The organism is Vibrio makurazakiensis (genome assembly GCF_050337375.1).
Lineage (GTDB): Bacteria > Pseudomonadota > Gammaproteobacteria > Enterobacterales > Vibrionaceae > Vibrio > Vibrio makurazakiensis.
The window spans coordinates 1-24,153 of the sequence record NZ_JAKJSW010000025.1 but is presented as its reverse complement, the minus strand read 5'-3'; the positions used below and the strand labels follow the sequence as shown (position 1 = coordinate 24,153).

23 protein-coding genes are annotated in these 24,153 nt (G+C 42.9%); 12 read left to right on the top strand and 11 right to left on the bottom strand.

The features are described 5' to 3' along the window. Positions 1-219: 219 nt before the first annotated feature. Positions 220-1,185 (top strand): helix-turn-helix domain-containing protein, encoded by a 966-nt coding sequence (locus tag L4C33_RS04150; RefSeq protein WP_428811188.1) that lies wholly within the window; start codon positions 220-222, stop codon positions 1,183-1,185. Between the two features lie 27 nt (positions 1,186-1,212). Here L4C33_RS04150 and L4C33_RS04145 read toward each other — a convergent pair whose 3' ends face one another. From L4C33_RS04145 to L4C33_RS04135, 3 genes are all read right to left on the bottom strand, one after another. Then, a complete protein-coding gene (locus tag L4C33_RS04145) occupies positions 1,213-2,199 on the bottom strand; it encodes an efflux RND transporter periplasmic adaptor subunit (protein WP_428811187.1) in 987 nt (328 codons plus the stop codon). Beyond that, positions 2,199-2,636 (bottom strand): hypothetical protein, encoded by a 438-nt coding sequence (locus L4C33_RS04140; protein WP_428811186.1) that lies wholly within the window; start codon positions 2,634-2,636, stop codon positions 2,199-2,201. The genes L4C33_RS04145 and L4C33_RS04140 overlap by 1 nt, the downstream gene beginning before the upstream one ends. A gap of 171 nt (positions 2,637-2,807) precedes the next feature. After that, positions 2,808-4,043 (bottom strand): dipeptidase, encoded by a 1,236-nt coding sequence (locus L4C33_RS04135; protein WP_428811185.1) that lies wholly within the window; start codon positions 4,041-4,043, stop codon positions 2,808-2,810. Between the two features lie 394 nt (positions 4,044-4,437). Here L4C33_RS04135 and L4C33_RS04130 point away from each other — a divergent pair, with 394 nt between their 5' ends. Continuing rightward, on the top strand, positions 4,438-5,427 hold the full coding sequence (locus tag L4C33_RS04130; RefSeq protein ID WP_428811184.1) for a zinc-dependent alcohol dehydrogenase family protein: 990 nt from the start codon (positions 4,438-4,440) through the stop codon (positions 5,425-5,427). Between the two features lie 48 nt (positions 5,428-5,475). Here L4C33_RS04130 and L4C33_RS04125 read toward each other — a convergent pair whose 3' ends face one another. The 5 genes from L4C33_RS04125 to L4C33_RS04105 are packed head-to-tail and all read right to left on the bottom strand — an operon-like array spanning position 5,476 to position 7,689. Next, entirely contained in the window at positions 5,476-5,943 is a 468-nt protein-coding gene (locus tag L4C33_RS04125; RefSeq protein WP_428811183.1) for a hypothetical protein, read from the bottom strand. Next, on the bottom strand, positions 5,943-6,356 hold the full coding sequence (locus L4C33_RS04120; RefSeq protein WP_428811182.1) for a hypothetical protein: 414 nt from the start codon (positions 6,354-6,356) through the stop codon (positions 5,943-5,945). The genes L4C33_RS04125 and L4C33_RS04120 overlap by 1 nt, the downstream gene beginning before the upstream one ends. 42 nt (positions 6,357-6,398) lie before the next feature. Beyond that, positions 6,399-6,896 (bottom strand): hypothetical protein, encoded by a 498-nt coding sequence (locus L4C33_RS04115; RefSeq protein ID WP_428811181.1) that lies wholly within the window; start codon positions 6,894-6,896, stop codon positions 6,399-6,401. Positions 6,897-6,898: 2 nt separating this feature from the next. After that, complete coding sequence (locus L4C33_RS04110) at positions 6,899-7,339, bottom strand: hypothetical protein (protein ID WP_428811180.1); 441 nt, start codon at positions 7,337-7,339, stop codon at positions 6,899-6,901. 2 nt (positions 7,340-7,341) lie between these two features. Next, a complete protein-coding gene (locus L4C33_RS04105) occupies positions 7,342-7,689 on the bottom strand; it encodes a hypothetical protein (protein WP_428811179.1) in 348 nt (115 codons plus the stop codon). A gap of 328 nt (positions 7,690-8,017) precedes the next feature. Here L4C33_RS04105 and L4C33_RS04100 point away from each other — a divergent pair, with 328 nt between their 5' ends. The 3 genes from L4C33_RS04100 to L4C33_RS04090 all read left to right on the top strand — a co-directional run bounded on the left by L4C33_RS04100 (position 8,018) and on the right by L4C33_RS04090 (position 12,972). Beyond that, positions 8,018-8,806 carry a phytanoyl-CoA dioxygenase family protein gene (locus L4C33_RS04100; protein ID WP_428811178.1) on the top strand — a complete coding sequence of 263 codons (789 nt, stop codon included), beginning with the start codon at positions 8,018-8,020 and terminating at the stop codon, positions 8,804-8,806. Between the two features lie 492 nt (positions 8,807-9,298). Beyond that, positions 9,299-10,501, top strand: coding sequence for an ABC transporter substrate-binding protein (locus L4C33_RS04095; RefSeq protein ID WP_428811177.1), 1,203 nt, complete (start codon positions 9,299-9,301; stop codon positions 10,499-10,501). 14 nt (positions 10,502-10,515) lie between these two features. Further along, a complete protein-coding gene (locus L4C33_RS04090) occupies positions 10,516-12,972 on the top strand; it encodes a PAS domain-containing hybrid sensor histidine kinase/response regulator (RefSeq protein WP_428811176.1) in 2,457 nt (818 codons plus the stop codon). 132 nt (positions 12,973-13,104) lie between these two features. Here L4C33_RS04090 and L4C33_RS04085 read toward each other — a convergent pair whose 3' ends face one another. Further along, positions 13,105-13,842 (bottom strand): SDR family NAD(P)-dependent oxidoreductase, encoded by a 738-nt coding sequence (locus tag L4C33_RS04085; protein WP_428811175.1) that lies wholly within the window; start codon positions 13,840-13,842, stop codon positions 13,105-13,107. Positions 13,843-13,942: 100 nt separating this feature from the next. Beyond that, positions 13,943-14,494 carry an NAD(P)H-dependent oxidoreductase gene (locus tag L4C33_RS04080; protein ID WP_428811174.1) on the bottom strand — a complete coding sequence of 184 codons (552 nt, stop codon included), beginning with the start codon at positions 14,492-14,494 and terminating at the stop codon, positions 13,943-13,945. Between the two features lie 115 nt (positions 14,495-14,609). Between L4C33_RS04080 and L4C33_RS04075 the strand changes: the two genes are divergently transcribed. The 7 genes from L4C33_RS04075 (at position 14,610) to L4C33_RS04045 (ending at position 23,779) form a co-directional block, all read left to right on the top strand. Beyond that, on the top strand, positions 14,610-15,512 hold the full coding sequence (locus L4C33_RS04075; RefSeq protein WP_428811173.1) for a LysR family transcriptional regulator: 903 nt from the start codon (positions 14,610-14,612) through the stop codon (positions 15,510-15,512). 175 nt (positions 15,513-15,687) lie between these two features. Continuing rightward, entirely contained in the window at positions 15,688-17,643 is a 1,956-nt protein-coding gene (locus tag L4C33_RS04070) for an alkyl/aryl-sulfatase (RefSeq protein ID WP_428811172.1), read from the top strand. 39 nt (positions 17,644-17,682) lie between these two features. Further along, on the top strand, positions 17,683-18,153 hold the full coding sequence (locus tag L4C33_RS04065; RefSeq protein ID WP_428811171.1) for a hypothetical protein: 471 nt from the start codon (positions 17,683-17,685) through the stop codon (positions 18,151-18,153). A gap of 279 nt (positions 18,154-18,432) precedes the next feature. Continuing rightward, positions 18,433-19,872, top strand: a complete 1,440-nt coding sequence (locus L4C33_RS04060) for an ATP-binding protein (protein WP_428811170.1) — start codon at positions 18,433-18,435, stop codon at positions 19,870-19,872. Next, a complete protein-coding gene (locus L4C33_RS04055) occupies positions 19,869-20,519 on the top strand; it encodes a response regulator transcription factor (RefSeq protein WP_428811169.1) in 651 nt (216 codons plus the stop codon). The genes L4C33_RS04060 and L4C33_RS04055 overlap by 4 nt, the downstream gene beginning before the upstream one ends. Continuing rightward, positions 20,516-21,385 carry a DUF2861 family protein gene (locus L4C33_RS04050; protein WP_428811168.1) on the top strand — a complete coding sequence of 290 codons (870 nt, stop codon included), beginning with the start codon at positions 20,516-20,518 and terminating at the stop codon, positions 21,383-21,385. Before L4C33_RS04055 ends, L4C33_RS04050 begins: the two co-directional genes overlap by 4 nt. 138 nt (positions 21,386-21,523) lie before the next feature. Further along, the gene (locus tag L4C33_RS04045; RefSeq protein WP_428811207.1) at positions 21,524-23,779 is read left to right on the top strand and encodes a glycoside hydrolase; all 2,256 of its coding nucleotides are present in this window, start codon (positions 21,524-21,526) and stop codon (positions 23,777-23,779) included. A 115-nt stretch (positions 23,780-23,894) separates the two neighbouring features. Here the strand turns inward: L4C33_RS04045 and L4C33_RS04040 are convergent. Continuing rightward, the coding region (locus L4C33_RS04040; RefSeq protein WP_428811167.1) for a LysR substrate-binding domain-containing protein at positions 23,895-24,153 on the bottom strand (259 nt) is incomplete at its 5' end.

The window sequence follows — 24,153 nt, the reverse complement described above, 5'->3', positions numbered from 1 at the left end:
CGCGTTTCTTCAACCTGAACACTTGTAGTCAGGTTGTTAACATAATCAATCTAACACACTGAATTTGAATGATATAGAACAAGACTCATAAAATCACACTATCAATAAAAATCGATATTTTGGCGCACCAGCTGGTCTACATTGTGAGATTGTGTGGCATATGTAAAACAACTAAGATACGAATTGGATACCAGAGAAAGTAATTAGGTAAGAAGCTATATGGATAAGAATATTCCGCTAATTCATAAATCCGCGGCCATGATTCAAATCGACAAACTGAAGCCTTTTGTTCAGAATATTTGGCCAATGGTAAATCAAGCCAACTTACCTATTTATTTGGACTCTACTTCCGCTCAATCCATCCCATTCACTGTTTTCTCACGATTATTACACAGCGCATTTGAGCAACTCCCCCACCATGACTTTATCGCTTTCATTCAACAGGGGGCTGATACTTACGTGAAGCAATTTGAGAATCTTGGATCACCCAAAACACTAAACCACCTCTCAGCTCTGCTCCCTATTCAGCGAGCTCAGCTTAAGCTTCCAGAATTAAAGGGGAGTGGAATAACAACATGCTTAGAGCTGACACTTGAAGGCATTGAGCCGTTTAGTTTTGTTGAGGAGCTTTACGCCATTTGCGTCGCACACCATGTCATGACCCAAGAATACGGCGGCCTCTTACTCCCATCTAAGTACCACCTATTATCTCAAACTAGAGAAGGGCTAGATAAACTCAATATCTCCACCGATACGCCACAGTTTATGGGGCAAGCGAATACCGCTATTTTTTATGATCTAAAAGATAGGTCATGCGAAATGGGGTTAGAGCAAAGGTGGGAAAATCAAGCGCAACCTTTCACGACACAAGTCTCATCAGCACTTGAAAGTTATATTGGCCGACAGGATTTGAGTTTAGTCGAGTTCAGTGAAGTGGTTGAAATACCACCGCGAACGATTCAACGATATCTAGGCAAAGAAGCGAGCAGTTACAGAAAAATAAAAGAGTCGTTAAATATGAAATTTGCAAAGCGTGTCATGAGTGAGAGGAATGCATCAATCTCTGATATTTCTGAACACTTAGGCTACGCTGACACATCGCAATTTATACGTGCATTCAAAAAATCTGAAAACATCACACCATTGCAGTGGCGTAAAAAAACCTGCGAAACTCATCTTAAGTAACGCAGGTTAAATCTAAAGGTGGTAATGTTAGAACGCCCCTAGGAAACTCTTCATTGCTTTTAGCCTTAAGGTTGCAGCACCCAACATATCGATAGGACCAAGTAAGGCAAATGGCTTCTCCGTAGCAATCCAAGCTGAGCCTCTCGCTCCAATAGGAATCTCGATCCCCTCAGGGTCGGTAAACTCAATAAGCACAGTACGACCTAAATTATTCGAGTTATTCATCAATTGCTGCGCAACGCCAGGCTCTTGGCTTAAATGGCTGCCTCGCGCTTCGCCTGTTGCCAATGTGGTTGAGTGGACTCGCCCTCTAAAAATATGTCCGGGATAAGCATCAACATAGAACTCTGCAAATTGACCAGGCTTAACACGATTCCATAGCTGATCAGGAATACGCATTTCCAATATCTTGTTTTCGGTACTCCAAATTTGTAGGTTACCGACACGGGAACCTTCTGCAGTATCTAGCCTTGTAATTGCGCCATCAAATGGTGCTCTGATTTCTAATAAACTCAACTCATACTCGGCTTGAGCAAGCTTGGCTTCCAGTGATGCTATATCGAAACCAAAGCCTTCGATTTCACTTTTCAGAGTATCAATATCTCGCTCAGCAACGCTGTTTTTTAGTTTCTCTAATCTTTCCAAATCCGTTTTGCTTTGCTCAAATTTAGCTTTCTTGCTACCAATATCCGCTTCAAGCTGATCAATGGTATTTTCTTGCTCATCACTCACAAGGGTATAAAGTAATTGGCCTTCTTTTACTCTCTCGTTATGGTCAACATAGTACTTATCAATGGATTCCGTTACTGGGCTTAAAATCGCTGACTGCGCGCGCACAACCGATGAGTCAGTAAGGTCTACCGGAGAATAAAAACGATGCCCAAAAAACACCGCCACATTCATAACGATACCGATAATGGCCATTGTGGTTAAGCTGGTCGCTGTTTTCTTCACAATGCCTGTCTTAAGTAATAACCAGCAAATAAAAATATAAGGATACAGTAGCTCTTTCATTAGTGACTTAGCCTCTTGATAGCGTTCGACAATTTTTCCCAGTCAATAACAACAATGATGATGGCCGCTATCCATAACCAACCATAAAAGAAACCTAGCATGCATAGCCAAAATACTAACTTTGGCTGACCTGTATGTGCAGAATGCTTTTTAGGTAATGAATGAAGTTTCCAGTATCCCCACAATACGAGTGCAATGGTGGTCACCGTCATCATGGTTAAAGCACCAATGAATACTGGAGTGTCGAGTAATTTGGGCTTTAGTACCGATGTGGTAGTCCAGTAAGAGTCTGGTATATCAGTATGATGAATCACAAAGGCAGAGCTTAAACCTACAGCCCCTAGTGCAATAATGGCTAACGTTAACAGCACCATAAATTTCACTTTATGCCTTGCTAGAAACGATGGTTTAGGTAGAACCGGAACTTCAACTGTCATAGTGCCTCTCAACTCATTCACTTTATCACTGCCTGTTTGTCGCTATGATAGAGTGAGTGAAAATTCAAACTTGTCATTTCCCGCCATTCTTATTTTCAATAGAACACCCTTTAGGAAGTGACCTTAGAAAAATGCCCACTCTGATGTGGGCAATGTTAATGGATGAAGCAATTAAGATTTTGGCGTCCAAGTCTGCTCATAAACTCGCATTAGGTTACCGCCAAATAGCTTGGCTAAATCTTCATTTGAATAGCCCATTTTCCATAGCGCATCGACAACACCCGCTATGTGCTTTGATAGCTCAGCACAGCCTGTCGCACCTTTGTTAAACGCATCAACCATGTATCCGTTATCTGCATATTTGTCTGAGTTAGCTACGGCAAAAGGCACTACTTTTGCTGTTGTCATCATGTCATCAGTTGCAATACCCACATGGTCAATACCCGCCACTTTAACTGCGCCATCGATCATCTCAGCAAATTGTTTTGGTGAAATATCTTCAGGCCAAATACCATCCATCATAAATTCTGTTGCGGTAACCGCGACCACGCCGCCCATTTCTGCAACCGTCTCCGCTTGTTCATCTGAAATAAGTCGGTAACACGCTGACAGTCGGTAGTCTGGGTGATCTTTCTGAAGCTTTTTCTCTGCCATTCTTTGTTTGGTTTCACTTAACGTTTCGTKCGGTTCACAACCATAAGTAGAAGCAACAGGTGAATGTGAATAGATAACTGGCACACCTTTGTGGTGCGTTTGCATGTAATCAGTAATACCGGTCGTGGTGTAGTGTGACGTATGGGATAAATCGACGGTGATACCGTGCTTAACCATTTCATCAATCACCTCTTTACCAAACGCAGTTAGCCCTGACTTATCACCATTGATCATCGAGATAACACCAGAACCTGTAAGCTCGGTTTCGTTATATGTCAGCTGCATGGTCTTGATACCGTGCTCTGCCATTACCGCGACATTTGACGCATCCCCTTCTATTGGCATCGATGTTTGACTCGCCCACATCACCGCATATTCGCCATTCTCATGAGCTAATTGGAAGTCTTCAACACTCTCTACATAACGAATCGGTGTTTTGGCCGAAGCTGACGCTTTTGTCCACTTGGCGTGCTCAGACTTAAAAGCCAACATGTTTGGGGTATGGGGAGCGGCAATAGTAACCGATGCTCCTGTCACTCCACGCTCATGAGCAAGGTCAATATACTGAGCGACCTCAGAATCTTCAGTGAAGCCAACTGCGCTAGGTGAGGCGTAAAAATCTAATACTATAGTTTCTTTCGCAAACTGCTGTGCTTCTGGTGAAGCCAGGTTGTGCCAATCTTTTGTTTCAATGGATGCTGAAGCAGCAGCTGATAGTGATGCAATAGTGACGGCAAGTAATAATTTTTTCATGTTGATACCTCTACATTTTAAGCGAGTTAAGTACGCTGTTGATGTAGAAGATAATAAGTGAGAAGAGGATTAATAATGTGCATATTACGCCATGGTAAGTTTTACATCTGACAGCCTAAATAACTGGGCGGGACTGATTACAGAAAAGGTATTCCCATTAACATCGTTCAAAAAGTACCAAGCTTTAGTCGCTCTACTTGCAATAAGAATGTGAAAAGGAAAGGTTCACGCTTAAACATTACAAAAAACTTGCTGTAGTTCGTATACAGGTTCAAAATTGGCGCAAGACGACCGGCTCGGTGGTTGTCCACCAATCCAAATGATTACCTCTAATGTATGACCAAGCTAACTAACGCACTGCCGCCATACTCGTAAATTTATTTAAGTGACCCAAATGACTGACATTAAACAAAACACTCGAATTAACCAGTTCCGTTTCGGTCAACCGCAAGAGTCACTGAAAGTAGAAAATGTACCTTTAGAGGAGCTAGCTGCAGATAAAATTCGAGTTCGAGTTGAAGCAACCAATATCAACCCTAGTGATTTGTTATCCATTCATGGCGTAGGTCAGTATAAGCATAGTCATCAACCTCCCCGAGTCCCTGGATTTGAAGCGGTAGGAACGGTGATCGAATCTAAACATGCCGAATTCCCCTTAAATCAGCGAGTTCTGGTCGCGACAAGTGGAACATGGCAGAAATATGTCGATGTATCGCCAGATAACCTCTTCTATATCCCTCAAGGCCTAGAAAATGGCTACGCATGCCAATTATATATAAATGCGTTGACCGCTTGGGTTATCACCACGGAAATTGCTCAGCTGACCAAAGAGGATGTGGTGATCATCAATGCAGGCAGTTCAGCAATAGGTAAGATTTTTTTCCAACTATCATCTTCACTGGGGTTCAAACTCATCGTCGTCACTTCACAGCCAGAAAAATATCCATATGCTTCAAGCTATGTGTTGGATGCAAAAGGTGACTTAACCTCCGCAATTCAGAGCCTTGGTTTGCCCGAACCAAACGTCGCCTTTGATGCAATAGGTGGAAAAGCAGGAACTAAGCTCATCTGCACGCTCGGCAATAAAGGGCGCTTTATTAACTACGGAACTCTTTCGCTAGAGTGTTATGAGCCACGCTTTTTCGAATATGCGAAAAATCACGATATCGATTTCAGTACATTCTTTTTACGTTACTGGGAAAATTCGGTTGGTAAAGCTTGCCGACGTGAAAAGTTTACAATGATGTTGGAGCACTTCATCACACATAAAATACAACTTGATGTTGATCGCTGCATTCCGTTAGGTGAAGTTCAGTCGGCAATTGATCTTATTGAGTCTAAAACAGCGCCTTTGAATGGGAAGATTATATTGCTCCCATCATAGGCTAAAAAATTTTTTCCTCTTGATAGGGCGTTTATATAGAGATGCTTACTATAAGCATTCCATTCCCCACTCCATGTTTATATAGATATTACCTGCAGGGATTCTATGTTCCGGTACGTTAATTCTAGCGCTGATAGTTACTTCTGAGGCGTCCCTTAGTAGGCTTGAATGAATCTCAACACCTTGACGCCAAAAGTCCACATTGCCTTCATGACGAATAGGAGATTCAAGAAGAAAACTAACTTGGCTCTCTTCTACGTCTCCAAATAAATTTCCAAGATCAAAGTGAGCTAATTTGAACAGCAAGCGACCATTTTTCTTATTTGAAGTCAGTTTGAAACGAATGGTTTGCCCATCATAGCGATGCCCTAAACTGAGCTCTCCTGCACTTTCTAGTACTTCAATTCCGCATCGCTCTTGAACATGCTTTCTAAACTGAATAGTCGTTCGATCGTTGGCGGAAAATGCCGAAGTCGAAGTCAATACACACATCAATACGAGCCATCGAATAAGCATCAGTTAACAATCACTCTAACTATGAAATCTTGAACAGCTTGTGCGGTAACATCCGTTTGACTGATCGTTTCGTTTTCTTCCAACGACACTCGATATGTTGAATTTAACGAGATCACTTTGTCGTTATAGCGATAGTCAATCATCAAATCGCAAGCAACTTGCTGGTCTTGAAGCGTGCTATTTACTGAGTCGGTATAATCAAATCGACTGTTTATTTCTACGAGTTCTACCTTGGTCCAATCAATAAATTTTGAATCCGATAGCGCATCAAAAATACGCCTTTCATGAAGTTTCGCTCCAGTTCCACATTCTGCTTCATATTGCTGATTTTCATGCACACCCAAACCACTCGCAAACGAGACAATAGATAGAGGGGCAGCAATGCAAAGCGTTAAAATCGATAAATACTTCATAGGCTCAATGTCGAATAAAACCCTCCGAAGAGGGTTTATAGGTTAGTCATCACACTCAATAATCCAGTTAGTCACTAATGCATAATCATCAGCGTCTAGGTTACTTTCATCGATATTGATTCGAGCGGATAGGTTGACGTAATTGTTTGACTTCAAATCATCACGAGAGAACTCAATACCCTCTTCCCACTCGCGCGCGTTCATATCATCAGATACTGATCCATCAGCTTTGAAATATACGTTTTGTTTCGTTACTTGATCGCCTAAATCCTCTGTATCAATAGGTTCAAGCCTAAACTCAATCGTGCCATCTTTCTCATTGTTGATAAGCTTCACTTGAGCGGTACTTCCGTTGTAAGTATCGCCAAATGCTAATTCAGCAGTCGCAGTTGTGACATCAATACCGCACTGCTCTTCAATCGTTGCATTAAAGGTGACATCACCACTGGTTGCTTGATCGTCATCATCACTAGCGTGAGCTATAGGTGCCGTCAAAAGGCACGCCATTGAAAGCGCTAATAAGGTTTTTCCTCTGTTCATTATTACTCCGAAAAGGTGGTGTTCATTTGTTTCATTTTGAGAAGACGATACTTCTCAGCCTCTATTTGTAATAATCTAAGCTCATGCTCTGCTTGGGCGACTTCTTCCTCTCGCTCTCGCTCACGAAGCTCAAATTCATACAAACGTGAACAGTCAACCCTGTCCTCCCCTCCAAATTGAAGTGTTACTGCGGCATAGACACCGGCTTCATCCTGATTTTGTTGGTAGTAATTATTGTAATAGTTATCGCTGTTTTCGTTCCCCTTGGCGCCATAGGTTCCAACTTGAAACGTTTTACCCGTCGATATCGCTTGCTCACAAGACGCCCCTTCAGACGTGCGAACTCGGTCTGTACCCGAGGGGTTAGAAATACTAGGAATGGGGTTAGCGTGAATAGAGAAAGAGATGACCCCTCCGAGGAAAACACAAAGTACTCTAGGCATTGTTAATACCTCTTGAACTTAATATTCGTACACACTTCATAGCTATTGGGAGAATCAGTCACCATTCGTGTACAAATCTTTTTCTTGGTCTTTTTCCCGGCAGGCGTCTTCACATTGATGTTTAGCTCAATCTCTTGATTTGGCCCAAGAACCAACTTATTTGGGAAAGACTTATCATCAATTCGCAAATAGTAATCGGCTTGTTGGTCGTATTTATTAATGAGCATGAATCGGACTTCAGTTTTGTCCGAATAGGCCTGAAAGTCCTTGTTATTCCACACATGAACATTGGCATATGCTGGCAAACTAAACCCGACAATTGCTGCTAAAATAATTACGATACTTTTCATCACGAACTCCAAAACCTAGATTTCGTGATTCTAATCAGACTCTCAAACACTAACTTACCATTTTGCGCCACGGTCCCTATTCTCAGATAAAATTCACCGTACCATTACAAAGTGGCGATATATCATGGAGGTAAGAACAGCGCTCTTTCGGAAGTTACATAACTAACCCTTTTCTAATTCTGGACTCCACTCGTTTGATAAGCTTTTCTTAGTACTACTTCCCTCAAGTATTCCCACAGTAATTACTTGGATGAGTAGCATCTGTCTGGCATCATGCGCCCCAGAACGCCGTGGTCAGTAAACGGTACAGAGAATGTGAAGGTAGTCAGTGGTAGAAAACAGCCAACAGTTAAGTAACAGTTACGACGAACATGGTTACTTCGTTATCAGAAATTATTTCAGTGAAGAGCAGATTTCATCGCTTCGAAAAGTGGTATTAAAATTCCATGAATCATGGAAAGCAGACAACGAAGAGTTCTATCATGAGGAAGCGTTTAACTCCTCTCTAATTACGGGAAGTGAATATTTACCAGCCGCTGATAGAGCAGTACTTTTTGACTTCATCAGCTCCCAAAAAGTCATGGATGTGGTCGATACTGTGATACCAGAARATCCAGCATTCATGAATACACAGCTGTTTTTCAACCCTGTGAACCCGCAACAAAAAGACTTCTGGCACCGTGACTGTCAATATGACTATGACGTTGAAGATCAAATGAAGGTCATCTTAGAAACGCAAGTTTTACACCTTCGCGTGCCTTTGTTTGATGAACTAGGCATGGAGATCATACCGGGAACTCACAAGCGTTGGGACAATGAAGAAGAGTACAACGTTCGCCAAGAAGTGAATGGCAAAGTGAGTAGTGATAGCATCTCCGGCGGTAAAAAAATCGCGTTAGCTGCGGGTGATTTGTTGGTGTTTTCAGCGGATATGATCCACCGAGGTCTATACGGGTTAGATCGTTTAGCATTGGATATTTTGATTTTTGATTCAGCGGCTGATTATGTCGACTACGTCGATGACGATTGCTTACCCACTCAATCAATCCTAGATAATATTGCTGACCCTAGGCTGTTTATGAATACGCTCCACCTTAAATCAATGATGTGCTCCTAAGAGTTGAAACCATTGCACCGACTCAAGCGGTTGTGACCACGCCACTGCTCTTAGGGACGAATGACTAGAGCTTATCTTTAAGAGACACTGTAAAAGTAGCGCGCAACATACTATATTGTTCAATCGTTACACCATTGGATATGAATAAGGTTCACTTCCAACTAGGCAGACGCTTCAATTGAATATATTTCGCRATATGTAAAGCAATACTCATAAAGGTGGGCTAAGCTTTTTATCGACAACTCATAGTAAAAACAAGGATTTGATGGAAGTTTTTGGATAGCTATAGGGTTGGTTCTTGTGTAGTAAAAATGTACTACCCTCATGGAACCGAGGGAATTTTGACTACAAAATACAAGCAARAATAATGGTAAATTCGCCTAAGCTTATTTGCCTTCTTACATTATCGTTTATAAGCAAAATAAGCGGCCGAACTCAAGCTCGATAATCCGGTTGAAATAAGCATATAACGTCTACATACAAGGATTGTAAATGTACGCTAAATTCATTTGTTTGTTGTGGTTTACTACATTCTTATCCCATGCGTCTCCAGAGAAACTAACCATTTACTTTGATTCAGACCGAACCTCACATTATGAGTCTGCTCGTTCGATAGAAATGGGGGTAAAGACTGCGTTTGACGAAGTGGATAACATGTTAAACAATATCCCAGTCCAGTTTATCGAACTTGACCATCGCGGTAACGTGGTACGTAGTAAACGCAATATGGGAATCTATGGAAAAGACCCATCAGCAGTGGCTTTATTTGCTGGGCTACACTCACCCCCACTCATCAAATACAGAGAATATATAAACAAAGAAAGTTTATTGATTCTTAACCCTTGGGCGGCAGGTGCTCCCATCACCCGATACCCATCACCAGACAATTTTATCTTTAGGCTCTCAGTCGATGATAAAAAAGTCGGAAGTAAACTGGTCGATTATGCTCTTAATGATGGCTGCACCAAGCTAGATTTATTACTAGAGTCAACACCATGGGGGCAGTCCAATTCCGTTAACATGTCGAACGCGATCGAGCAGCACACTGAAGTCGAATCAGAAACCCATTGGTTTAACTGGGGAATTAACGATGCAAACGCCAGAATCATCGCCTCTGATTTAGAAAAAACAAAATCTGAATGTGTTCTCTTCGTCGGTAACTCCATTGAGGGATCGAAACTTATCGATGCACTTTCTCAGCTAGAGTCCCCACCAAAGGTATATAGCCACTGGGGAATTACTGGAGGGAATTTCCCTAAGATCGTTCGCTTAGACGCTCAAGAAAAGGTGACACTTCGCTTTATCCAGTCTTGCTTTAACTTTTACAGCTCACCGCCAAGCAACATCAGCCGTAATGTATTTGAAAGAGCACAACGTCTCTTCCCTGACGATATCACTTCGGCACATATTGCTGCGCCAGCAGGTTTTGTTCATGGCTACGATTTAGCTCTGCTATTCATTAATGCAGCTAAAAACGTTGAGTTAACAGACGACGCTCAAACTAACCGCGTTCTGCTTAAAGAAGCATTAGAGAATATGCAAAAGCCAGTGAATGGATTGCTCAAAGAATACAGTGCACCCTACTCACAATTCAGCGATAGCAACCAAGACGCTCACGAAGCATTAAATAAAGACGATTTATGCATGGCTCAATATGCTTCTTCAGGTGCAATCAAAATATTGCCCAATGAATGAGTGAATAATTAAATATGTATAAACTGCTCAATCTGAAGCAATTAAATGGAATGCAGCTTTTTGGCCTATTTTTGATCTGTGCTATGGGTGTCTTCTTCGTTGTAAGTTTTATGACGATACGCTTTCAAGTGACGGGGTCGCTTGAAGCGTTGGAAGAGGATAACACTCAGGTCAAAATGGCCGCTGCCGAGCGATACCTTGTTCAATATTTAAAAAATGCTGAAGAGACTGCATTTCTAACCGCCGGGCACAATGTCGTTGCTTCGACGTTATTGGGAGGAAGTGCAAGTGCAAGTGAAATACGAGATAGACTTAACGTAATTAAGCCCGTCAATGGAGAACATTTTTTTGTCCTCATAGACATTGCGGGTCAACCCATATACCAAGATATCCCACTGCAAGAAGCTCACCTAAAGCAATTAAGTCAGTTAGCTGATCATTCAGACGTCAGTTCAACATTCATGCTTTTTGAATACCGTACAACTTACATGCTGCTTGTTGCCGTACCGGTTATCTACAATGAATTCCAAGAAGGCTTGCTCGTCTATATGACGCCTTTTGATGCCGAGCAATTCTTTAGCCCGCTACGAATAAAAGACAGTTACTGGTTTGGTGTTCAAGGCAAAGAAGTGGGTATGCGACCTCCCCCGAACTGGCAGGTTCTCACTCATCAAATTGATAAATATGACATGGCGCTAATGTACGCCGTCAACCCGGAATTATTTTCGAGTAAGCAAGCCAGTTTTGCTCAGGGCTTGCTTATTGGTATTGCTATTTCAGTCGTCATTTCCTATTTCTTTGTTTATTTTTTAGGGCGTACACTCTTAATTTCCCCATACAAGAAATTAGAACGTTCAGAGAATCTTCTTGAGAAAAAAACACGCGACTTGATCATTAAAGAAAGCCAAGCAAACCGCCTAGCCCGAGTGGCTCGCCACACTCTTGATGCCATAGTAATAACCGATGTTAATTCTAGAATCACCTGGGTAAATCAAGCTTTTGAAGCATTGTCTGGGTTCAATTTCGAAGAAATTGAGGGGCTAAAGCCATCAGAGTTTTTACAAGGGCCTCGAACAGATCGCGAAGTCACTAAACAGATTCGTACCGCACTCGACAACCAATCCCCTCTTGAAGTGCAACTGATCAATTACAGTAAAAGCGGTGACCATTATTGGGTTGAAATYACACTGGTTCCGCTATATCACGAAGGAACCGACCAGCTTGAAGGCTTCATGGCTGTAGAAAGGAACATAACCAAGCAGAAGCAACTTGAAGAAACCCTAAAACAAACCGTTGTTGAGGCGCAATCAGCCAATATCGCCAAGTCTCAATTTTTAGCAGCAATGAGTCACGAACTTAGAACGCCTATGAATGGTGTGATGGGAAGTGCCCAACTACTTTTTGATACTCAATTGGAATCCACACAGCGATCTCTACTTGAGAATCTGCTCGACTCTAGTAAGCACATGCTCCATTTGCTTAATGAAATTCTCGACTTTTCCAAGATTGAAGCTGGCAAACTCACACTTCACCTCACGCCAACCAACCTGTACGAATTGACAGATAAAACACACCGTAGCTACTCGGGAATGTGTGAAGAGAAAGGGTTAGAGTTTACCGCCCACTGTAACTTCTCCCCAAAACATCACTATTTGGTCGATGAGGTGCGCCTTACTCAAATAATGATGAACTTGCTTAATAATGCTTGGAAATTCACGTCTGAAGGCAAAATTCAATTAACCATGAAGCACTTAACCAAGCAAGGTAGAGACTTTATTGAGTTAGAGGTGAGCGACTCTGGGATAGGGATCCCGCAAGACAGACAAGCTCATATATTTGAACCGTTCACCCAAGCTGATGGTAATACCACCCGTAAATATGGCGGCACAGGACTAGGCTTAAGCATTATTGCAAAGCTGGTCGAAGCAATGAAAGGTGAAATAACGCTTGAGAGCCAAGAGACGCAAGGCAGTTGTTTCCGACTCACCATCCCGGCAGAAAAAGTAGAAGTCGATAAGAAAGAAGATCTTCGTGAAGTTACCATATTTGATGGCTCAGGACTCAGAGCATTGGTTGTGGAAGACAGCAGGTTAAATTACATCGTACTTCAGCAATATCTAAATAAGCGAGGATTCGAGAGCGATATTGCAGTTAATGGGCAGGAAGGTGTAGAAAAAGCTATATCAACAGAATACGACCTGATTCTAATGGATAACCACATGCCGATCTTAGACGGCACAGATGCAACGATTCAAATACGACAACATCAATTTAAAACCATAGAGCCCATTATTTTGGCCTGTACAGCCGATGCCTATCAGGAAAACCAACAAAGAATGCTCGACGCAGGGTGTAATGACCTTTTGACTAAACCAGTCAATACAAAGGAACTTGATCGCGCTTTACATCAATGGCTACGGTCGAAAAACACAAGCGAAAACGTTACCTTGCTCGATGACGAAACATCGTAAATGAGTACGTAGCATAAATAGAAAGACTGGTTTGCCTTGATGTTTATGCTACGTAGGCTTCCCTGCCTTTTGCGATTTCAGTTTTAGATACTCATCTAGGTTCTAGGGTAACTAAAACATATCTTGTGGTCGTTACAGTAAGTAACCACCACTAGCTTGAACACACTGCCCAGTAACCCAGCCCGCGCGACTTTCAGCCAGTAAAATGACTGCATTCGCGACATCTTCTGGGTTACCTAAACGTCCCATCGGAGTTTGCGCAATGATCATTCCTAGCATTTGTTCGTTTGCTTTAACTTCTTCGGTTATATCTGTGTCTGTAAGACCAGGCGCGACAGCGTTAACTCTAATACCCATTGGGCCAAGCTCTACTGCGAGCAACCGAGTAGCATGTTCCAGCGCTGCTTTTGAAGAAGCATAAGCAGCAACACCTGGCATCATTGCGCTTGCTGTAACAGAAGTAATATTGACCACCGTACCTTTACTTTCAGCAAGGTGAATTGTGGCCTCACGGATGAGTGCCAAAGGCGCAATCACATTAGTACGATAGATACTTTCAATTTCGTCATCAGTCGTGTGTGATAATGGCCCCATACTGCCCGTACCTGCATTGTTAACGAGCACGTCTAGTCGCCCAAACTTACGAATAACTTCTTCAGTCATTCGGCTAGGCTCGCCACTTTTACTGATATCACCAGCAATGAAATGACATTTCGCTCCTAATTCTTGTGCGGTTTTTTCAAGCACTTCTTGTCTACGACCAGTAATGATTACCGTCGCGTCTTGAGCAATAAAGGCAGATGCCGTGGCCTTACCTATACCCGTACCGCCACCTGTGATTAAGACGACTTTCGATTCAAAATTTTCCATTATATTCTCCAAAATTTAAATGACTGACTGCTCCCTACGACAACATGCAATAGGTGCAATAGATAAGGTCAGTGGTGAGTATGCTCTGTTTTACGGGCTGCTATAAAATATCTACATGAGACTTAATGTGAGGGTTAGTGACATAAGCGATGAGCTTGGCTGTACTCGCATTGAGTTTGGTTTTGTCGCGACTCATTGCACTGTGGAGCACGAACGGAGGCAAATAGTCCATGCCGACCATTTTTGCTGTTTGTTCAAATGGAGTGAGAAATTCATTCATGCTGAAGCGATTAAATGAACCTGACTGAAAACTTTCTACTGGGCCTCCCGTCGTGATAGCAAGGATTAACTCTTTGCCTTGCAACTTGTCACCACCCTGACCGTAGGCAAAACCAAAAAGTAATACCTGATCAATCCAAGCCTTGAGTACAGGCGGTGAAGAATACCAATAGAACGGAAACTGCATCACAATGCGGTCAGCCTGTTCAAGCAATGCTTGCTCGGTAGTTGGGTTAAAACGCATATCTGCGCCGCCCACGGTGGTCAAATCACGAGTAACGACACCTTCAATACCAGACAAAGCTTCAAACCACGTTCGGTTCGCCGTTGAAGTAGAAAGATCAGGGTGAGCGGTAAGCACAAGTGTGTTCATTTATCTGGCCTCTGTTAATCATCAATATTTCGTTTTGTTGTTGCTAACTTTAATTAACGCCAATAAGATTAACAATACACCGAAATATCAACTCACTAGTGAATGAAATCGAACAATGCGCCTACCGTTAGCCACGCTGGAAATATTCAATGCCATTGCCAACCACAAAAGCTTACGTGGTGCAGCCCAAGACCTTGGGGTTAAACCCTCAACAGTCAGTCACCAGCTAAAAAAGCTAGAGGAACAACTTGGCACAGCGCTATTTATTAGAACTACCCGTTCAATCAGCCTAACCGAGGCCGGGCGAGCACTAGCTAAACGAACAGGCCCAGCTTTTGAACAACTTGATGAAGGTTTATACAGCGCGAAAACAGCAGGACATACAGAGCGAGGCGCAATAAAACTGGCAATACCTGAGTTTGCGTATTCCTTACTAGTACGTAACAAACTGGCCGGTTTCCAAAAGAAGTATCCAGAGATCGAGGTAGAGCTATCCATAACTGATACTTTGACCGATATCCTTGATGAAGGCTTACATGCAGGTTTTCGATTAGGAGGGTTGATTTCAGAAGATATGGTCGCGATAAGCCTGAGTGCCCCATTGGAAACAACAGTGGTTGCCAGCCCAGAATACCTTGACGAATATAGCATCCCCCAAGAGCCTAGTGAGCTACTCAATCACAATTGCTTGCGTTATCGCTTTCCAAGCTCAGGACAATTAGCCCCTTGGATTTTTAAAGGTGATGATGGCGCTTACCCCGTGAACGTACAGGGGAATTTAATTGCCAATTCCTCCACTGCGACCATAGACCAAGCACTTCAAGGGGCTGGGCTAACATTTACATTTCGGGATTACTGTAGTGACGCTTTAGCAAGCGGGGCTTTGGCTGAAGTGTTATCGGAGCACTTAAGTACATTACCAAGCATGAATATCTACTTTCCTAAGGAGTATAAATCCATGCTGCCGCTTCGACTGCTTATCGAGTACTTAAAGAATGACGAGCCAGAACTCAAATGATCTAAACCCAATACAGGCTAAAACATTTCCGTTAATGACAATCCAACTAATAACCTGTCATATCATTGTGAGCGACAGCGAAGAAAGGTGAAAATCTTCAATAGTTGTCTGAAAATTAATAAGTTATACCCTACCCTTTAATTATGCATTAATAATCATAATTAAAGGACGAACTATGAAACGATTCACCATTTCGCTATTAGCGATGGTCATATCAACGGGGAGCGTTGCTACTGAGTCTAAGCCTGCCACTCAGTCTACGATTGACACCAACCAGGCCCTGTATAAAACCCTTCCATTTAAAGATACCAAGGACTTTGACCGCGCTCAGAAAGGCTTTATCGCTAAGCAAGACGTCGTCACAATCACTAATGACAACGGCGACGTTGTTTGGGATCTCGAAGAATACAAAAAGTTCATCACACTAGATGCCAAAGCTCCTGATAGCGTTAACCCCAGCTTATGGCGTAACGCACAGTTAAACGTTATTAACGGGTTGTTCAAGGTAACGGATGGGATCTATCAAGTTCGAGGCTATGACTTAACGAACATTACCTTCGTTGAAGGTGAAAATGGTTGGATTGTTTTTGACCCACTAATCTCACAAGAAACCGCTAAAGCCGCTCTTGAATTTATCAACTCAGAACTTGGTGAACGTCCAGTCACCGCCGTGATTTACAGTCACAGCCACATTGACCACTTTGGTGGTGTACGCGGCATTGTTGACGAAGCAGACGTTCAAGCCGGAAAAGTGCAGATTATCGCCTCTCATGGATTCACTGAACATGCTGTATCTGAAAATGTCATCGCTGGTAATGCAATGGGACGACGCGCTATTTACATGTATGGAGCGCTACTTCCGAGAAATGCTCAAGGTGGTGTCAACGGTGGCTTAGGACAAACAACATCCACTGGCCTCGCAACCTTAATTCGCCCAACACTCATTATTGAAAAGACAGGTGAAGAACATATTGTCGACGGTGTAAAAATGGTGTTTCAGTACACTCCAGGGTCAGAAGCTCCTACCGAAATCAACACATGGCTCCCTGAGAAGAAAGCACTGTGGATGGCAGAAAACAGTACCAACACCATGCACAACATTTTAACCCTTCGAGGCGCACAAGTTCGTGACGCTTTAAAATGGTCTTCATATCTAAATGAAACCATCGAAATGTGGGGCGATGAAGTTGACGTTAAGTTCCAAAGTCACCACTGGCCTATGTGGGGACAAGAAGAGATTGTTGACTACTTTAAACTGCAACGTGACATGTACAAATACACCCACGACCAAACCGTTCGTTTAATGAATCAAGGCTACATTGGTTCAGAAATTTCAGAGATCATTCAGTTCCCGAATGAGATTGAGAATAACTGGAGTACGCGAGGTTACTACGGCACCCTTCGTCACAATAGCCGCGCGGTTTACCAACGTTACATGGGTTGGTATAGCGGAAACCCATCAGATCTTAACAATTTACCACCTACCAATGCGGCGGTTAAATATGTTGAATACATGGGTGGCGAAAGAGCTGTCATAGAAAAAGCGAGACAAGACTTTGATAATGGTAAGTACCGTTGGGTAGCCGAAGTTCTTAAACATGTCGTCTTTGCCAACCCGCAAAGTAAAAAAGGTAAAGCCCTACTCGCTGACACCTATGAACAGCTAGGCTATCAAGCCGAATCTGGTCCATGGCGTTCAGTTTACTTGCAAGGTGCATACGAACTTAGAAACGGCACACCTTCAGCAGGGGGAACCAACACCGCCTCTCCTGATATCATCAAAAACATGCCGCCAGAAATGTTGTTTGATTACTTAGCCGTTCGATTGCTACCAGAAAAAGCAGCGGGCAAAGATTACACCATCAACATCGACTTCACTGACCTTGATGAGCAATATACTTTGTACGTCGAAAACTCGGTACTGAACCACACAACGAAACTCAATGATGACCCAGATGTTTCACTCACTTTAACCAAAGCTGCATTAGATGATGTACAGCTTGGAGTCACGACTCTTGAAAAAGCCATCTCTGATGGTGATATCAAGTTGAAAGGTGACACCAAAGTATTTAAAGACTTTGTCGGTATGCTTGATACCTTCAATTTCTGGTTCAATATCGTGACGCCATAGGAAGCAACTACATAGGAAGCAACTACATAGGAAGATAGCATGAAGCCAAAACACTCATTGATGTTATTGAGTTTGGCTACTGTGATAGGAACAAGCTTGCCTGTTCAAGCTTGTTCTTATGACGGGCAGTTCAATAACCCTTTTACCGAGAGCTTTCCCGGCTCTCTTGATGTGGCTATTGCCACCCAAAGTGCCCTTGAAGGTAATCAGCTTAACCAGATAGAAAAGCTTGATGGAAATAAAGGGCTACGAAGAGCGAGTTGGTGGCTTAAGCTAATGGTAGAGCAGCATGCTGATGAGTTTGAGTCGGTATCTTATATCTACCTAGTCGACAGCCACCTTTGGTCCAAAGTTAATCAGGGGAACCAAATAGAGATACACTCAACACCTCCGAAACCTAACAACCAATCCACAGTGATGTTGCTCAGTGAAGCTGCCCTATATGCGTTAGTCAACGATAAAACTGACTTTGAAAACGCAGCTCGACTCGGCATCGTTCATCATTATTAAACCTATAATCAGCGGTTTAATATGAAAGTATGGTTGTATTTGAATGCTTTAATATCTGTGAGTCAGTAACCTGTAAAAGGTTACTAACTCACTCTGAGTGGCTGAGACCTTAAGTGAATAAAGTAGATAGGGAGCTATTTCTCTTACCGGTGACTGGTGACATTTAGGTGACAAATGGGTAGCTGAAGCGTCTATAATCTCCGCATATAACCAGTAAGCCAACCAAAGAGATGCTCCAAGTTCATGACTCATCACCTGTTTTATCTTAGAGCAATTAGGTTGCTAATTAGTGCATTGATCTTGTGCTCTTCTGTTCTTGCTCAAGCCGCTGATGACACCTCGAACTTACAAACTCGCTGGCAGCTATTTTTCCAACAAGCTTCCAACTTACCTCATGAAACCAAAATCACGCTTGAACAACTCAATCGTTATCCAACGCAACTGCTGTTAAGTGACAATCAATACCCTGACTTCGGGCACCATTCCTGGGACGATATTCAAACACTGTGGCAGCTGCACAAGACTTGTCGGCTACCAGCGAAATTCACCGATTTAGATAGCCAACAACACCCTAAACTAGCTCGTGCGATTGAGTTTGAGGAAGCTATTTGTAGTAATACGGTGTTAGATGATGGCTGGTATCGCCAAGGGGAGAAACTCCACCCAGCAGGGGGCAGTTATGCAGATCGCTATCTGGCATCTTTGGACTCTGATAAACAAGCCGGATTTATTGAAACTCATGCTCGCGAGCTGACACTATCAAATCCAAGTCACCCACTACACGATCTATTCGCTCCCCTTTCAGCTAAAGGCAGTGATGTGTTGTTATCAGGGTATCGAGCCTACCTTACGCRGAATGACCAACTCTGGCTCAACGGGGAGTTCGGGTTAGTGGCGATTTCGGGGGAAAAATGGCGCCAGCTATTAGCACCCTTAAGCATCAATATTAAGGTCAAAAATAGCGCTGATCAGGTATGTGCCATGAGCTACAGCAATTTGTGCATTCAGCTACCACCACCAGACAATAATGCTGTTAAATGGCTCATTGCGATGCTCGCTTTACTTGCCGTAGGTTTCTTTTTTGTTGGCCTAATTAACCATAGGAAAGAAGCCAAAGAACGACGATTCATATTGCAATTGCTCACTCATGAGCTGCGAACTCCAATCACTAGTTTAGGCTTTACGGTTGAGCAATTTCGTAGCCACTTTGATCGACTTGATGAAAACGCTCAACGAAGTTTTGGACGCTTACTGGCTGACCACCAGCGTTTGTCTCAACTAGCAGAAACCAGCAAGGGCTTTTTAAGTGTCGACCCTCACGCTCAGTTCCAAAAGCAAACGGCTTACCTCTCAGATTGGCTCGATCACTGTTTGGAAAAATATCAGCTGGATTATAAACTCGACAATGATCAGGAGTTAACTTTACCCTATTATTGGCTTGGGATTTGCCTAGATAACTTACTGAGAAATGCCCAGCTGCATGGTAAAGGTGAAGTCTCGATAAGCGTTTCAACCAATCAATTTCTACGAATTGAAGTCAGCGACCAGGGACGTTTCCCAAATAAATACCATCTACTGGTTAAACGATTAAAACCCAACATTAACCATGACAACATGGGGATGGGGCTAACCATTGTGAGCCGCTTAATGAGGAAAATGGGAGGCCGACTTATCTGCTATCGAAACCCAACTCGCTGTATTTTGGAGTTACCACTATGACACGAATCCTGCTTATTGAAGACGACCTGTTACTAGGTGAAGGGTTTAGCCAGTATCTCACCGAAGAAGGGTTCGAATGCCAGTGGCTCAGTGACAGTAAGAAAGTCAAAAATCACTGGATGCAAGCCGACTTAGTCATTTTAGACAGGCAATTACCAGAAGGCGACAGCTTAACTTGGCTACCTCAATGGTTAATGATGAAAGCGATTCCTGTCATTGTGCTAACAGCCAAAATCGAAGTGGAACAACGCATCGAAGGCTTGATGGCGGGAGCAAAAGACTATGTGGTTAAGCCTTTCTCACACCAGGAGTTGCTGGCGCGTATTAATGCTCAGCTGCGACCATTAGGTGAAAGCAAACTTTGCTATCAAAATCTGCAAATCGACCTATCTAAACGAGTAGTAAGTAGTGACGGTAAAGAGCTAAGTTTGAAACCTAAAGAGTTTCAACTCCTCCTGCTATTGGTTCAAAATCAAGGACGAGTATTTCATCGTGATGAGCTACTCAATAAAGTATGGGGCTTTCAAGCATTTCCATCGACTCGAACAGTCGACAATCATATTCTCCATTTGAGACAGAAACTGCCTGCGCTGCATATCGAGACACTACGTGGCGTTGGGTATCGACTCATTGAGGGATCGCTATGAAAGCAATAAGGCTCATTCTTGGGTTGGTGAGTGCCTCGCTCACTTTCAGCCATCAAGCCATTGCTGATGACTGGTTTATGCCAACACCGCTCGCATCAACTTATTCAGCCTTGGCTGCGGGTAATACTCAACTTGCTTGGCAAGAAATGCTACTGGCCTTAAGTCAGAAACCGATTGATGAACGTCACTGGGCTAAAGCCAAGAAGACCCTGATCAGCCAATCTCAGTGTGGTAAGCAACTGATTAGTGATGCACCAATGAGTCAGGAGCAGCATATTAGGTTAACGATTCAGAAAAAGACCAATTTAGTTCAGCAAGGCTATCAGCTTAAGGTATCCCTTGATGGCGTAGAGCAGAGCGCTGCTATCTCTTTGCGCGATCAACAAGGTCGAGTGTGGTTCTCTGGCAAAACATCGGAACCAGAGCAAAACTATGTTGAATTAGAAAGTGATGATCTTGTCTATGCTCCCACTTCTGGCTTCTACCAGTTGACCATTGATCAGGCAGTTTACCCTATCATCTTATCTTCTAATTATGAGCAGCCTTGGATCAAAGTAAATCGCAACAATGCAGTGTCATCAATGAGTATTCGACAGCCAAAAACACTCCCCAGTTGCCAAATAGCAAACATGCGTTGGCAATGGTTTGATGACCAATTCTCTATGCTTGGGTATTCACAGCCAATCCAGCTCAATAGTTCCAATGTAGAAACAGAAGGTTTTGAAAGTGCCCGTTTGCCAGAGTCTTTCCCAAGCAATGCAAAGTGGTTAAGTGCCGTGGTATCACAATGGGAGTATCAAGGGGTGGTAAAAGTGGAATACGCTCAGAGAGTCACCCTTCCTAATTATTTGAAGGTAAGTAATTGAAGACAAATAGGTGACAAAAGGTAAGTCACGTTGGTTTGTAATAAGCCCATCTTTACATCAACGAACTTACCTTTTGTCATGAATAAACCTATTTCAATTTCACTTATCTTTACTAGTATAACTCTGCCGTTTTTTGCGATGGGTGCAAATACGCGAAGCGAACTGTCGAGCATTATCACATTGAAAAATGGCGATCAGTCTATCGCTATTGAGCCTAACTCTTTACAAATCGATTGGAACACGCAAACCGCCAACATCCCGATCACTGAACCTGCCCTTTTAGTTAAAGGAACTCGCCAACAAGCATCACAGGTTATACAAGTCTCAAATACCTCAGCCTCTTGGTTATTAGAACCTAGCAACATGATGGTGAGTGCCACTTTTGATAAAGGACTAAAAGTGTCTTTTGAGGTTGTGCCTGAAACCACAATTGCTCGTGGTAAGCCATTAACACTGAAATGGTTCGATTTGCCGAGCAAACAAGCCAACACTTTGCTTATTCCATTCAATGAAGGAATGCGTATTCCAACGAACAACGAAACTTGGATGAAATATATGACGAGTGAGTACTCGAACTCGAATACGACCCAAGATTTGAAAATGCCATTTTGGAGTGTTGAGGTAGCAAGTGAAGCAAACCATTATGTAAGCTACCAATTACTCAATCCGACCAATAATCAACTCGACTTCTCTATTTCAAACCAGAAGCTAGATATGCAGGCAGAGCACCAATTCACTATGCTCAATCGCCATGAGCCATTCGAAGTATTGATCACTTTAGGCAATGACCAACTTGATGGTGCCAAACACTATCGCGACTGGCGCAAGCAACAAGGCCTTGCAACACCATTATCAGAAAAGCTTGCTAAACAACCACAACTAAAACGTTTGATAGGCGCAAGTCATGTGTACTTATTTGGTCAGGACATTCTTGCAGCAGAAGATGTGAAAGACTGGTGGGGATTGAAAAATTGGTATTTTACTCAATCGACATTAACGTCACCCAAAGAGGCAAAGAAAGAGCTTCTTAAGCTTAAAAAGGGAAAGCATTGGCTGAATAAATACCAAAAGGGTTTGCTGGTGGAGAGTATCAATTTATCTTTAACACAGCGAATTCCCGTAGTACAAGCAGTCCCGAATGAGAACGGCATAAAACAACAGTTCGAAGCAGCCCAAAAAAGAAAGGCGTGGCTAGTCGCAAATACAAATGCCTATCTAATCAATGCTGACTCCTGGGGACAGGCATTGTCGAAAGACATGATCAACAACTTAGTTACCGCAGGACTAAGCAAGCTTTGGTTAGGGTTAGATAACTGGATGCCAGCCTTTTACCAACCTCAAGTCGTGGATCAAGCCAAACAAGCAGGGTACTTAATTGGTACCTACGATTCTTACAACACAGCGATTGCCAAAGGCATAAACGATTCTTGGCTTACGGCTCAATTGCCTGACACTATGCGTGAGCAGTGCGCCATCGAACAGGCCAACGGACAGAAGAAAAAAGGATTTCGTGGTAATGGCTTCTATTTAAACCCCACCTGTGAGCGCGAGTACGTAGAACAACGCATTAAAGATATAGTCTACTATGGTCGTTTTAATAGCCTATTTCTGGATGTGGATGCCACTGCAATGGCAAGGGAAGATTACTCTCAATCTAGTGGGATGAACGAGGCACAAATGCTTGATGCCTTTAACCAGCGCATGGAATGGATAACATCTAATCAAGATGTGGTATTAGGCTCTGAAGATGGTAATTCACTCACCACACAAGGCATTGCCTTCGCGCATGGTATGGAAACGGTTGGTTTTGGCTGGACAGACAAAGACATGAAGAGCAATCGCAAGTCGCCTTATTTTTTGGGGGCTTGGTACCCTAATCATAAGCCAGATTTTTTCTTCAAATCTGCTCAGGTGAAACAACCATACAAAGAGCTGTTTTTCTCCCCCCAATACAAAGTGCCGCTGTATCAAACGGTATTTCATGATGAACTGATCAACAGCCACCATTGGCACAGCGACAGCTTAAAGTTTTCAGATGTGCAAGTTGAGCGTGACCTAACGTCTATGCTCTACAACACACCAGCAATGGTGCATTTGACCCGCGATGAAGCAGAACGCTCAGATGCCCCACGGATCAAAGCGTTACAGCACTATCAACAAGGTTTCTTACCGATTCATCAAATGCTGTGGGACAAAGCCATGACGGATTTTAAGTGGCTGGATAAACAAGGATTATTGCAAAAAACAACCTTTAGCGATGGAAGTGTCATCTATGCTAACTTTTCCCAAACAGATAAACGCTTAGTAGATAATAGGCTCATTCCATCCACCTCTATTGTTGCTATCTTGAGTGATGATACCGTGATCGAATGGACGCCAATACAGCGAAATTGATTGTAAACAGTGAAGCTTTCCGACACATCTAATCATCAATATATTGTGCTTAGATGTGCCGGACTGAGGGTTTCGTTGGATGCTGATAGTTCAGACTGTCATAGCGGATCCGTAACTAATCGCCCAGTTTATTACGAATAAAATCGAGCAGTAGCCTCGTACGTTTCGCCATATGTAGCCGAGCAGGATAAATTAACGACAACTGCAATTTCTGCGCGTACCAATCTGGTAATACTGGAATCAACTGCTTTTTCTTAACGAACTCCCTTGCGGAAACCTCCGCTAAAAGCCCAATGCCAAAGCCTTGCTCCAACAACGGTATATAACTCGCAATATTATTGGCTTTATGTTGGTGCTTTGATATCACTTGAACC

Bases quoted from the DNA above. Each gene is read 5' to 3' on its own strand.
- L4C33_RS04045 (WP_428811207.1), top strand. From the start codon at position 21,524: ATGGGTGCAAATACGCGAAGCGAACTGTCGAGCATTATCACATTGAAA.
- L4C33_RS04080 (WP_428811174.1), bottom strand. From the start codon at position 14,494: ATGAACACACTTGTGCTTACCGCTCACCCTGATCTTTCTACTTCAACG.
- L4C33_RS04125 (WP_428811183.1), bottom strand. From the start codon at position 5,943: ATGCTTATTCGATGGCTCGTATTGATGTGTGTATTGACTTCGACTTCG.
- L4C33_RS04110 (WP_428811180.1), bottom strand. From the start codon at position 7,339: ATGCCTAGAGTACTTTGTGTTTTCCTCGGAGGGGTCATCTCTTTCTCT.
- L4C33_RS04065 (WP_428811171.1), top strand. From the start codon at position 17,683: ATGAAGCCAAAACACTCATTGATGTTATTGAGTTTGGCTACTGTGATA.
- L4C33_RS04140 (WP_428811186.1), bottom strand. From the start codon at position 2,636: ATGACAGTTGAAGTTCCGGTTCTACCTAAACCATCGTTTCTAGCAAGG.
- L4C33_RS04105 (WP_428811179.1), bottom strand. From the start codon at position 7,689: ATGAAAAGTATCGTAATTATTTTAGCAGCAATTGTCGGGTTTAGTTTG.
- L4C33_RS04075 (WP_428811173.1), top strand. From the start codon at position 14,610: ATGCGCCTACCGTTAGCCACGCTGGAAATATTCAATGCCATTGCCAAC.
- L4C33_RS04145 (WP_428811187.1), bottom strand. From the start codon at position 2,199: ATGAAAGAGCTACTGTATCCTTATATTTTTATTTGCTGGTTATTACTT.
- L4C33_RS04055 (WP_428811169.1), top strand. From the start codon at position 19,869: ATGACACGAATCCTGCTTATTGAAGACGACCTGTTACTAGGTGAAGGG.
- L4C33_RS04050 (WP_428811168.1), top strand. From the start codon at position 20,516: ATGAAAGCAATAAGGCTCATTCTTGGGTTGGTGAGTGCCTCGCTCACT.
- L4C33_RS04085 (WP_428811175.1), bottom strand. From the start codon at position 13,842: ATGGAAAATTTTGAATCGAAAGTCGTCTTAATCACAGGTGGCGGTACG.
- L4C33_RS04150 (WP_428811188.1), top strand. From the start codon at position 220: ATGGATAAGAATATTCCGCTAATTCATAAATCCGCGGCCATGATTCAA.
- L4C33_RS04115 (WP_428811181.1), bottom strand. From the start codon at position 6,896: ATGAACAGAGGAAAAACCTTATTAGCGCTTTCAATGGCGTGCCTTTTG.
- L4C33_RS04070 (WP_428811172.1), top strand. From the start codon at position 15,688: ATGAAACGATTCACCATTTCGCTATTAGCGATGGTCATATCAACGGGG.
- L4C33_RS04130 (WP_428811184.1), top strand. From the start codon at position 4,438: ATGACTGACATTAAACAAAACACTCGAATTAACCAGTTCCGTTTCGGT.
- L4C33_RS04095 (WP_428811177.1), top strand. From the start codon at position 9,299: ATGTACGCTAAATTCATTTGTTTGTTGTGGTTTACTACATTCTTATCC.
- L4C33_RS04120 (WP_428811182.1), bottom strand. From the start codon at position 6,356: ATGAAGTATTTATCGATTTTAACGCTTTGCATTGCTGCCCCTCTATCT.